Source organism: Micromonospora sp. NPDC047134, from assembly GCF_040643455.1.
GTDB lineage: Bacteria > Actinomycetota > Actinomycetes > Mycobacteriales > Micromonosporaceae > Micromonospora.
Window position 1 is genome coordinate 19830 of record NZ_JBEYUI010000026.1, and the last position, 12535, is coordinate 32364.

Genomic DNA, 12535 nt, shown 5'->3' on the forward strand with positions numbered 1-12535 from the left:
GCACCTGATCCGGCGGGGCGTCCGCAAACTCGTCCTGCTGGGGTCCGACCGGGCGGCCGAGACCCGGCCGGAATGGGCGGAGTTCGAGCGTGATCTGGACGTGTTCGAGGTCGTCCGGCTCGACCTGGGCGACCGGCGGGCCGTCGAGGGGACGGTGCGCGACCTCCGCGCGCGGCACGGCCGGGTGTCCGGCGTGCTGCACCTCGCAGGGCGGCCCGGCGTCGGGTTCCTGTACACGAAGAACCTCGACGAGTTCATGGCGGTCTACCGGCCCAAGGCACTGGGCGGGGTGTACCTGCACGAGGCCACCCTGGCGGACCGGCCCGACTACTTCGTCGCGTTCTCCAGCATCGCCGGGCTCCTGCTCAACCCGGGCCAGTCCGACTACACGGCGGCGAACCTGGTGCTGGACAGCCTGGCCCAGTACCGCGACCGCGAGCGGCTACCCGGCCTGAGCATCCAGTGGCCGGCATGGCGCGAGACCGGCATCGCCCAGCGCATGGACGCGGCCGACGAGGATGAGTTGTTCCCGCCGCTGGACACCGCCGAGGCGGTGGACCTGCTCGACGCCCTGATGACCTCCGGTGGCCATCCGCCGGTGCTCATGCCCGGCCGGATGCGGAAGGCGACCCGGCAGGTGCCGCGCGACGCCGGCCGGAGCGCGGTCGGGCGTGCCGTCGAGGTGCACGGGCTCGAAGAGGTCGGCGACCTCGAACGGGGCGTAGCGGAGATCTGGGCGGAAGCGCTCGACCTCGACGTGCTCGACGCGCACGAGGACTTCGGTGACCTCGGCGGCAACTCGCTGCTGACGGCGCAGATGCTGAAGCTCTACGACGAGCGCTACCCGGGTCTGATTGACATCACGGACCTCTTCCGCCACACCACCGTCGCCGCCCAGGTGGCCTGCCTCAGGGCCAGGCTGCACCCGGACGAGCCGGCCGCCGAAGGGCCGCCGCCGGCAGTCAGGGCGGACGAGAGCGACATCGACAAACTGCTGGACCTGCTGGAACAGGGCTCGATCACGGTCGGCGGCAGCCAGGGCCTACTTGAGGAAACGGAAACCAGATGAGCAGCGTGAAGGATTTCATCCTCGAGCAGTTCGTCAACAATCAGATCGACCGTGACCGCACCAAGCGGTTGCTGCTCGAACTGTCGAAAGCGAACCTGCACGAGGACATCGCGGTCATCGGACTGGCCGGTCGGTTCGCCGAGGCCAAGAACGTCGACCAGTTCTGGGAGTTCCTCAAGGTGAGCCGGGACTGCATCCGGGACTATCCGCAGTCCCGTAAGGAGGACATGTACGACATCCTCCGCAACCCGTACTACGCGGAGGTCATGCTGGGCCGGCCGGTCGACGAGGCCGACCTCGACCGGCTCTACTCGGTGAGCGGTTATCTGGACCGGATCGACCACTTCGACTCCCGCTTCTTCGGCATCCCCCCGCTCGAAGCGGACTACATGGACCCGAACCAGCGCATCGCGCTCGAAGTGGCGTACGAGGCGCTGGAGAACGCCGGCTACGGCGGCGAGAGCGCGATCGGGTCGAGGACCGGAGTCTTCCTCGGCCGCGACCAGTCGAACTACTCCTACTACCGCATGTTCTCCGAGCGGCATCCGATGCAGCTGTCCGGCTCGTGGGAGGGGATGGTCGCCAGCCGCATCTCCTACCTGCTGGACCTCAAAGGCCCCTGCATCATGACCGACACCGCATGCTCCGCCGGCAGCGTCAGCGTCCACCAGGCCATCCAGTCACTGCTGCTCGGCGAGTGCGACATGGCCCTGGCGGGCGGCATCAACCTGTCCTCCGGCGGCGAGCCGAAGACCAGCTTCCTGTCCGGCGCGACGATGGACAACGTGGTCTCCGGCGACGACAGCGTGCGCACCTTCGACGCCCACGCCAACGGCACGCTGTGGGGCGAAGGCGCCGGCATCGTGCTGCTCAAGCCGCTGAAGAAGGCGCTGGCCGACCGCGACCACGTGCGCGCCGTCATCAAGGCCTCCGCCATCAACAACGACGGCACGTCGAACAGCATCACCGCGCCCAACGCGCTGATGCAGGAGCGGGTCATCCTCGACGCCTGGGCCAAGGCGGACGTGCCGGCGGAGACGATCACGTACGTGGAGGCCCATGGCACCGGGACCGTTCTCGGTGACCCGATCGAGGTCAAGGGCCTGACCAACGCGTTCCGCCGGCACACCGACCGCAAGCAGTTCTGCGGTATCGGATCCCTCAAGACCACCATGGGCCACATGGTGGCCGCGTCCGGGTCGGCCTCGCTGGCGAAGGTCGTCAAGTCGCTCGAATCCGGCCTGCTGGCGCCCTCGGCGAACTTCGAGGTGCCCAACCCCTACATCGACTTCACCGACAGCCCGCTGTACGTCAACGACCGGCTTATGCCGTGGGACACCAACGGCGAACCCCGGCGGGCCGGGATCAGCTCGTTCGGCTTCATCCGCACGAACTGCCACATGGTGTTGGAGGAGGCACCCCGCTACCGCGCCGGGCAGCAACTGCGGGAGCGCTACTGCTTCACCGTCAGCGCCAAGACCGAGGCGGCCCTGACCGAGCTCCTCGACGGGTACGCGGCCGTGCTGGCGGACAGCCCGTGGTCGCTCGCCGACATCTGCTACACGTCCAACATCGGCCGAGGTCACCACGAGCACCGCGTCATGGTGATCGCGGCGACGAAGGAGCAACTGGCCGAGTCGGTCGACCGGCTCCGGCGGCGCGGTCTCGGCACCGACGAGCAGCAGGGCGTCCACCACGGCGTACACGCCGTCGTCAGCGACAAGCGGAGCGACCTGGGTCCCGGCGACATCACGGCCCAGACCGGCAAGCGGCTCTCCGACTCGGCCAACGCCAAACTCGCCGAGTACCGCTCGCGGGGCGACCAGGCCGCCCTCACCGAGCTGGCCAACGCCTACGTCCGCGGCGCCCGCGTCGAGTTCGCCGAGTTCTACGCCGACGAGCCGCGTCAGCGGGTACCCCTGCCCACCTACCCGTTCGAGAAGATCCGCCACTGGGCCAGGCCCATGCGCACGAGCGTGCGGAGCTTCGGCGGCACCGAGACCAACCCCCTGCTGGGCGCGGAGATCAGCCGCTCGGACGCCGCGATCGTGTTCGAGAACACGCTGTCGGTCGACCGGCACTGGGTGCTGTCCGACCACCGCATCGAGCACCGGCCCGTGGTGCCCGGCACGACGTACCTGGAGATGGCGCGTGCCGCGCTGGCCGCGGTGGAGAACACCGGCAGCATGCGGTTCGAAAACGTGTTCTTCCTGGTCCCCCTCGCCGTCGAGGAGGGCGAGGAGACGACCGTGCGGACCCGGCTGGACCGGCTGGAGCGGGGTTACTCCTTCCAGGTGGCCAGCTCGCAGGGCGGCGAGTGGATCACGCACGTCGAGGGTCGGATCAGCCCGCTGGGCGACGCTGGCCCGGCGGCACCCGTCGACATCGACGCCCAGAAGCGCGCCGCGATCGAGGTGACCGACCCGTACCCGACCGAGACCGACACGGGCGTGTTCCAATTCGGTGCGCGCTGGGACAACGTCCGGGCGGTGTGGAGGCACGAGACCGGCGCGTTGACCCTGCTGCGCCTGCCGGAGGGCGTGCCGAGCGAGACATTCGGCCTGCACCCGGCCAAGCTCGACAACGCGGTGAACCTCATTTCGCAGAACAGCGGCGAGACGTTCCTGCCGTACATGTACAAGAGCTTCGTCCTGCACCGGCCCATGCCGGAGACGTTCTACTCGCTGATCCGTACCATCCGCGACGACAGCCACGAGGGCGAGACCATCACCTACGACGTGGACCTCGTCGACGTCGACGGTGAGCCGTTCGCGCGGATCACCGACTACACCGTGAAGAAGGTCGACTGGCAGCGGTTCAGCCTGGCGGGACCGCGCCGCTTCCTCCAGGTCGAGTGGCTCGCGGTGCCGCGGGTGGCGGCGGAGGCGGCCGGCGGCGCGGTGTGGGCGCCGGTGGTGCTGGACAACCCGACCGGCAGGCGGCTGGTCGTCGCGGTCGAGGCGCAGGGACACCGGGTCGTCCCGTGTTACGTCGGCGAGCGGACCGACCAGAGTCGGAACGTGTTCGCCCTGGACGAGGCCGGCGCGGAGCTGGTGGCCGCACGGCTGCGGCAGGAGGGGGTCGACGGCGTCCTGTTCGCCACCGACTTCACCGCACCCGACGTCGCCGGCGAGGCGGCGCTCACCCCCGGGCAGCGGCGGGCAGTCGGCGTGGACGCGCTGTTCGAGCTGTACCGCGCCTTCGTGGCGCACCGGGTCAAACTCACCCGCGGTTTGAAGGTCCTGGGCGGACACGCCTGGCAGGTCGGGCCCGGCGACGGGGTCACCGATCCGTACTCCGCCGCCACCGAAGCGCTCGCGCAGGTGGTCGGGCAGGAGCACCGGCACCTGCGGGTGGACGTGCTGGACGCGGGTGCGGACGTGGACCTGGACTTCCTTGTCCGGGAGGCGTTGGGCGGCTCGGGCGGTGCGCTGCGGGCGATCCGTGGCTCGCAGAGCTACCTGCGGCGCCTGCGATACGCCGAGACGGCCGACGAAACGGGCGAGCCGCTGTACCGGGGCGGGACGTTCCTGGTCACCGGTGGTGCGGGCGGCCTCGGCCTTGGCATCGCCGAGGAGATGGCCCGCGAGGGCGCCGAGCGGATCATCCTGCTGGGCCGCAGGCCCCTGGCCGAGGAGATCGCGCGGCGCGTCGAGAAGATCGCCGGTGCCGAGTACGTCGAGTGCGACGTGTCGCGGGAGGCCGACGTGCGCGGCCTGACCGCGCGCCTGCGACAGGAGGCCGTGACCCTCAGCGGCATCGTCCACGCCGCGGGTGTGGCGGGCGACGGGTTCCTGGCGAACAAACCCCGTCCGGTCTTCGACGCCGTGCTGGCGCCCAAGGTCGACGGCAGTGTCGCCCTGGTGGAGCTGGCGAAGGAACACCCCGGCGCCTTCCTGGTGTTCTTCTCGTCGATCACCGCGATCACCGGCGGGCAGGGGCAGGGCGACTACTGCAGCGCCAACGCGTTCATGGACTCCCTGGCGGTGCGGGCGCGGACCGAGGGCGTCCGCGCGCTGTCGATCAACTGGCCGACGTGGTCCGAGGTCGGCATGGCGGTGCAGTACGGGATCGGCGACGGCGACTCGCCGTTCCGCGCCCTCACCGTGAAGGACGGCCTGGCCTGGCTGAGCCACTTCCTGCGCGACCCGGCCGATGGCGTCATCCCGACCCGGTTCGACCTCGGGGTGCTGCACGAACGGCTGGACGAGATGCCGTTCCTGCTCGACGACGACGTCGCCGACGCCGTCGCGCGGGCGGGTGCGGGCGGGTCGTCCTCCGGCGGCGAGACGACCGAGGTCCGGGTCGTCGGCCTGTCCGACCCGAACCAGATTCAACTGAGGATCGGTGCGGTCTACGGCGCGGTGCTCGGCATGGCGGAGGTCGACGCCCACATGAGTTTTCAGGACCTGGGCGGCAACTCGCTGATGACGGCGCAGCTTCTGCAGCGGGTCGAGGACGTCTACCCCGGGCGAATCGACATCGCCGACCTGTACTCCTACGCGAGCGTCGCCAGCCTTGCCGGCTACATCGAGGAGCGCATCGCGGCGGAGTCCGGCCCGGCCGAGCCCGGCGCGGCGGACTTCGGGGATATGGACCAGTCACTCCAGGACGTCCTGGCGGAGATCGGCGACGCGGAGCTCACCACCATGTTCGCCGCCGACGCCGACGGTACGGGGAGGAACCAGGCATGAGGTCGAACGCCGAGCTCAAGAAGGACCTGCTGCGGTACCTGCTCATGCAGGTCAAGCAGGAGGCGCTGGACGTCGACCGGGCGAAGGAGTTCATCCGGGCGATCGGTGACGACGGCCGGGACGCCGACGACCGGATCGCCGTCGTCGGCATGGCCTGCCGCTTTCCCGGCGCGTCGGACAAGGAGCAGTTCTGGCGCAATCTGGTCGACGGCCGTGAGTCGATCGGCGACTTCCCGCCGCTGCGCCTGGACGACCTCCGGCGGGTCGAGGGCGGGACCTCGGCAGTCCGCAAGGGCGGCTACCTGGACCGCATCGACCTGTTCGACGCGGAGTACTTCGGCATCCCGCCGCACGTGGCGACGCAGCTCGACCCGTACCACCGCAACCTCCTGGAGGTGCTGGTGGAGACGATGGAGGACGCCGGATACGCCAGGAGCGAGCTGTACGGTTCCAGGACCGGCATCTTCGTCGGCAACGACCACACGCACCGGCTGATCACGTCATACCTGCCGTTCCTCTCGGAACTGGACTTCGCGGCCATCACCGGCTCGTGGTCGGGCATCCTGGCCAGCCGGCTGTCGTACCTGTTCGACCTCCGCGGACCGGCCACCGTCATCGACACCGGATGCTCGTCCGGCCTGGTCGCGGTGGACGCGGCGATCAAGGCCCTCCGCAACGGCGACTGCGACACCGCGTTCGTCGCCGCCATCAACCTCTTCCTGTCGCCGTCCAGCCTCGGCAACGAGACCGAGTCCGCCGACCACCGGGTGCGGGCCTTCGACGCCGCAGCCGACGGGACGGTGTGGAGCGAGGGCGTGGCCGGGGTCTACCTCAAGCCGCTCTCGCGCGCGCTCGCCAACGGTGACCACATCTACGGCGTGCTCCTCGGCAGCGCGGTCAACAACGACGGCCGCAGCAACGGCCTCACCGCCCCGAACGCGCAGGCGCAGAAGAACCTGCTGGTCAGCGCGTGGAAACGCGCCGGCATCGCGCCCGAGTCGGTGTCCTACATCGAGGCCCACGGCACCGGCACGACGCTGGGTGACCCGATCGAGGTCAAGGGATTGACCAGCGCCTTCGCCGAGTTCACCCATCGCCGGCAGTTCTGCGCGATCGGCTCCGTGAAGACCAACATCGGCCACACCGTCGGGGCCGCCGGACTGGCGTCACTGATCAAGACCCTGATGTGCCTGGACCGTCGGACCATTCCGCCGTCGATCCACTTCGACGTGCCGAACGAGCTGCTCGACCTGGCCAACAGCCCGGTCTACGTCGCCGACCGGCTCACCGAGTGGGAGGAGGGCGACACCCCCCGCCGCGCCGGAGTGAGCAGCTTCAGCCTGAGCGGAACGAACTGCCACGTCGTGCTGGAGGAGGCGCCGGCCCGAGCGGCCGTCTCCGACCAGGCACGCCAGCCGCGGGTCTTCCCGATCTCGGCGCGGAACGAGGAGCTGCTGGCCCGAACCGCGGCGCTGCACCTGGAGCACCTCGACCGCCATCCCGAGCACCGCCTGGCCGACGTGTGCTTCACCATGCAGGTGGGCCGCGAGCACCAGGCCGTCCGAGCGGTCATCCTGTGCGAGACCCGTGCCGGCCTGCGCGACGGCCTGCTCCGGCTGCTGCGTCCGGAGCAGGCCGACGACTCGCCCTCGGTGGACGACGGCGCCGTGCTGCGCGAGGACACGCCGTGGCGGTTCGGCGCCGGCTCCGGTCACCTCCGCGACGCGATCACCGCCTTCCTGGCGGGTCGCGCCCGGCCGTTCGCCGACCTCGACCGGGACGCGGGCGTGCGGCGGGTACCGTTGCCGCCCCAGCCGTTCCAGCACGTGCGACTGTGGGACGAGACGGTCCGGGCGCATCCGGTTCCCGGCGAGAGGGAGCAGGAACCGGCCGACCCGGTCGACCGGCTCCGGGTCATCCTGTCCCGGCCGTCGCACCTCGAAGGGCTCCAGGGGTCCGACGGGGACGCGGTGCCCCGCAAGGTGATCGCCGGGGTGTGGTCCGGCATTCTCGGCTACCCGACGATCCGCGACGCCGACGACTTCTTCGCCCTCGGCGGCGACTCGATCTCGTCAGTGAAGATCACGCAGTTGCTCAACACGGTGCTCGGCATCGACCTCCCGCCGACCACCCTGCTGACGAAGCCGACGTTCGACGAGTTCGCGGAGGTGGTGATCCGCGCCCACGGGGTGGACGAAAGCCTGATCCGGTCGAGGTTGAGCGGGTCGACCCGCCGCCCGGTGCCCGTGGAGCACGTCGTCGAGTCCTACGAGCTGCCGCTGACCGCCGCCCAGCGCAGCATGTTCGTCTCCAGCCAGGTCGACGAGGAGTCGGTGGCGTACAACGTCAGCGGCCTGACGATCCGCCCCGGCACGCTCGACATCGCCGAGCTGGAGGAATGGCTGCGCGTCCTGGTGCGACGGCACGACAGCCTCCGCTCGACGTTCCATCTGCGGGATGGAGAACCCTTCCAGCGGGTGCACGCGGAGGTGCCGGTCGCGGTCGACCACCGCCGGCTCGGTGCCCCCTCGGAAGGCGACAGCCACGAGAGCGCGGCCCGCCGGGAGATGCAGCGGTTCGTCCGCCCGTTCCTGCTCGACAGCGCCCCGCTGTTCCGCGTCGGCTACTTCGAGTTCGACGACGGCGTGTCGTGTGTGGCGATCGACATCCACCACATCATCACCGACGGCACCTCGATGGGCATCCTGTTCCGGGACCTCGGAGCTGTCGCGGACGGCGCCGCGCTGCCGCCGCTGCCGTCGAACTACCGGTCGGCGATCCGCGGGCTGCTGGAGCGGCAGAACGGCACCGACATGGTGGTGCACCGCGATTACTGGGTCGCTCGGTTCGCCGACGGCGCGCCGACCCTCCAACTCACCACGGACTGGCAGCGGGCGGAAGTCGCCACCGCGGCGGGCGCGACGCTCTTCGCGTCCGTCGACGGCGAGACGCTGGAGGCCGCCAAGCGGTACGCGCGGGCGCACAACCTCACCCTCTACATGGTGCTGCTCGGCGTGTTCCAGCAGTTGCTGTCCCGGCTGAGTGGTCAGAGCGACGTCGTGATCGGCGCACCGGTGATGGGCCGGCCCGACCTGACCTACCAGGATCTCGTGGGCATGTTCGTCACCACGCTGCCCATCCGGGTCACCGCCGCGCCCACGACCGGCGTCGGCGACTTCCTCGCCGGCCTGCGAACCACCGTGCTGGAGGCGTTCGAGCACCAGGAGTACCCGCTGGAGTCCCTGGTCGAGGAGCTGAACCCGCCTCGCGTACCCGGCCGCCGGCCGCTGTTCGACGTCTGCTTCGTGCACCAGAACACCGACATGGGCCTGGAGCCCGACGACGAGCGGATCCTCCCGTTCGACGACGGCAGCGCCAAGTACGACATCACCCTGAGCACGCGGGAGGCCGACGGCGCGCTGCTGCTGGAGTGGGAGTACTCCACCGCCCTGTTCCGCGAGGAGACCATGGCGCTCTACTCGGAGCGCTACGCGGTGCTACTCAGGTCCTTCCTCGCCGCCGCCGCCGACACTCCGCTGGGCATGCTCGACCTGATGCCCGACCGGGAGGCCGAGCTGATCCGGACGTTCGCGACGGTACCCGCGCCGTCGCTTGACTCCCGCGGTATTGCGCGGCTGTTCGAAGAACATGTCGCCGCCGCCCCCGACCGGACGGCGCTGATCGCGGACGACCGGAGCCTGACGTACGGGGAGCTGAACGTCAGGGCCAACCGGATCGCGCACGGCCTGATCCGTCTGGGCGTGACACCCGGTTCACCGGTGGCGCTGCTGCTGGACCGCTCGATCGACATGGTCGCCGCCATCCTCGGTGTGCTGAAGGCGGGGTGCTTCTACCTGCCGCTGAACACCGACTTCCCGCCCGAGCGGCTGCGAATGATGGTGCAGGACGCGGGCGCGGGCCTCCTGCTCACCTCCGACGCCCGCAGCGGGCAGGCGGCGGAACTGATCTCCGAACGGCTTCGGATCGTCGGCGTCCACCCGCTCGTGGAGTCGACGGCCGAGAGCGGGAACCCGGGACTGCCGGGCAGCAGCGCCGACGAGGCCTACATCATGTACACGTCCGGGACCAGCGGTGTGCCGAAGGGGTCGGTGATCCGGCAGCGGAGCGTGCTGCGGGTGGTCCACCAGTCCGTCTTCTACGCCGCCGATCCGAGCGACGTTTTCCTCATGATCTCGGAATACTCGTTCGACGGCTCCATCTACGACATGTTCGGGGCGCTGACCAACGGCGCGTCGCTGGTGCTGCTGGACAAGGCGTCCGTGCTGGACCTCGACCGGCTCGGTGCCGCGATCGAGCGGCACGCGGTCACCAGCTTCTTCATCACCACGGCGATGTTCAACGCGCTGATCGACCACGCGTCGGGGTCGCTCGGCACGGTCCGCAGAGTGATCTTCGGTGGCGAGATCGCCTCGCCGGCGCATGTGAAGCGGGCGTTCGAGCTGCTCGGGCCGGGGCGGATCAGCCACGCCTACGGCCCGACGGAGACCACGGTCTTCGCGACCATCCACACGCTCGACGCGATGGACCCCGACGACGCCATCCCGATCGGCACGGCCATCAACGACACCTCGCTGTGGGTGCTCGACGAGCGGCTGGAGCCGGTGCCGGTCGGCGTCGGCGGCGAACTCTACATCGGCGGGGCTGGCCTGTCCGACGGCTACCTGAACCAGCCCGAGCTGACCGCCGAGCGGTTCGTGTACTCGCCGGCGGTGCCGGGGGAGCGGCTCTACAAGACCGGCGACATCGTCACCTTCAAGACCAACGGTCTGCTCTACTACACGGGACGCCTCGACCAGCAGATCAAGCTCAGGGGCTATCGCATCGAGCTGGCGGAGATCATCCAGGTCGCCCTGAACGAGCCTTTCGTCCGCTGGGCGCACGCGGGTCTGTACGAGGCCGCCGAGGGCAGCAGGAGCCTGTGCCTCTGGGTCGGGTACGTGGACGACCAGGACCACGGGTCGGCGCTGCGGGCGGCCCTGTCCCGACGGCTGCCCGACTACATGGTGCCGTCCTTCATCGTCAAGGCCGACACGGTTCCGTTGAACGCCAGCGGGAAGGTCGACGTGGCGGCGCTGCCGAAGCCCGACTTCACGGCGGGGGCGACGGCGGCGGCGCCGGAGACCGACTCGCTGCGCGTGGTCGCCGACGCGTGGCAGCACGTGCTGGGCATCCCGGTGGACGACATCGACGCCGACTTCTTCGCGCTGGGCGGCGACTCGATCAAGGCGATCCAGATCGTGGCCCGGCTCCGCGAGCAGGACATCACGATCCGGGCCGCGGACCTCCTCGGCAACGCGACCATCCGGTCGCTGGAGGAGAAGCTGTCCGAGTCCGCCGGCGCTGGCAGCGGGCTGCGGGTGTACGACCAGAAGCCGCTGTCCGGGCCGATCACGGCGAGCGCGATCCAACTGGCGTTCCTCGACGACCCGGACGCCCGGACCCGGGTGTTCAACCAGTGCCTGCTGGTCACGCCGGCCGAGCCGGTGTCGCTGGAGCGCCTGGTGCGGGCGGTGGAGCGGCTCGTGCGCCATCACGACATGCTCCGCGTCGAGGTGGACGAGCAGGGCGGGCTCCGCCTGCGCGACGTCGACGCCCCGACGCTCGTCCACGGTGAGCAGGCGCCGGACGGGCTCTCCGACGACGCCCTCGCCGAGTACCTGCGGACGGTGCAGGCGCGGGTCGACGTGCGGGGCGGCCCGGTCGTCAGCCTGGCCGCCGGACTGGGTGAGGGGGGCGCGCGGTTCGCCATCGCGATCCACCACCTGGCCGTGGATGTCGTGTCGTGGGGTGTCCTGCTGGAGGACCTGGCCATCAGCCTCGCCGACCCGGACGCCGAGCTGCCCGCCAAGACCATGCCGTTCCCGGCGTGGACGAGGGAGGTCGAGCAGCGCGCCCTGGACGGCGGCTTCCGCGCCCAACTGCCCTACTGGCTCGACCTGGCGCGCAGCGCGGGCGAGGCGGGCGAGGTGTTCGCCGAGCGCGACGTGAAGCGGTCCGAGACCGCAGCGACGGTCGTGCGACTGACCGAGACCGACGACTTCTCGCTGTTCGCCGCCGCCCGGGAGGTGCACGGAGCGAGCCACGCCGAGATCGTCCTCACCGTCGTCGCGCGGGCGCTGGCCTCGGTGACCGGCCAGCAGCGGGTGCTGTTCGCCCTGGAAGGGCACGGCCGCGAACCCATCGCGGGGGACCACGACCTCAGTCGGACGGTTGGCTGGTTCACCAGCACCTTCCCGCACCTGGTCCAGGTGGAGCAGGGCGTGGCGGACACCGTGGACGCGGTGCGGCGGTCGTTCGACCGGCTGCCGGACAAGGGCGCCGGCTTCGGTCCCCTGGTGCGGATCGATGCCGGCCTGGGTGCGCAACGGAGCGCGCTGACCGCAGTCCGGCCGCAGATCGGCTTCAACTACCTGGGCGGCCAGGACAGCGCCGACGGCATCAGCTTCACCCATCTCCCGGGGGACATCACCACCGACGGGGATCACCGCCTGCCGTACCCCCTCGACATCGTCGCCTCCCGCAGAGGGGGTGAGCTCCTGGTCGAGGTGCGGTACCCACGGGCGTGGGAGGCGAGCGGCACCGCAAAGAAGATCATCGCGGCGGTGGACGAGTCGTTCCACGAAGTCCGAGACGCCCTGAAGTCCGGTGAACCACGGGGCTTCCAGGTCTCCTCGCCGATCCGTCAGGACGTGCTCGCCGACATCCTGCTGGATGTCGGGGGCGGGATCTAGCGGCCGGCGTGACGACGATC

The 12535-nt window shown here is 70.2% G+C and carries 3 protein-coding genes (1 of these 3 running past the window's edge); all 3 read left to right on the top strand.

The window, feature by feature from the left end:
- Tightly spaced (each overlapping or abutting the next), the 3 genes in view from ABZ795_RS24640 to ABZ795_RS24650 form a layout consistent with a single transcriptional unit that may run on beyond the window.
- On the top strand, positions 1–1069 hold the 3' portion of the coding sequence (locus ABZ795_RS24640) for an SDR family NAD(P)-dependent oxidoreductase (protein WP_357532046.1). It extends 3518 nt beyond the left edge of the window; only the last 1069 of its 4587 coding nucleotides appear in the window; its start codon lies beyond the left edge, outside the window; the stop codon is at positions 1067–1069.
- Positions 1066–5763, top strand: coding sequence for an SDR family NAD(P)-dependent oxidoreductase (locus ABZ795_RS24645; RefSeq protein WP_357532047.1), 4698 nt, complete (start codon positions 1066–1068; stop codon positions 5761–5763). The genes ABZ795_RS24640 and ABZ795_RS24645 overlap by 4 nt, the downstream gene beginning before the upstream one ends.
- Positions 5760–12515, top strand: a complete 6756-nt coding sequence (locus ABZ795_RS24650) for an amino acid adenylation domain-containing protein (RefSeq protein ID WP_357532048.1) — start codon at positions 5760–5762, stop codon at positions 12513–12515. The genes ABZ795_RS24645 and ABZ795_RS24650 overlap by 4 nt, the downstream gene beginning before the upstream one ends.
- The last annotated feature ends 20 nt before the right edge of the window (positions 12516–12535 follow it).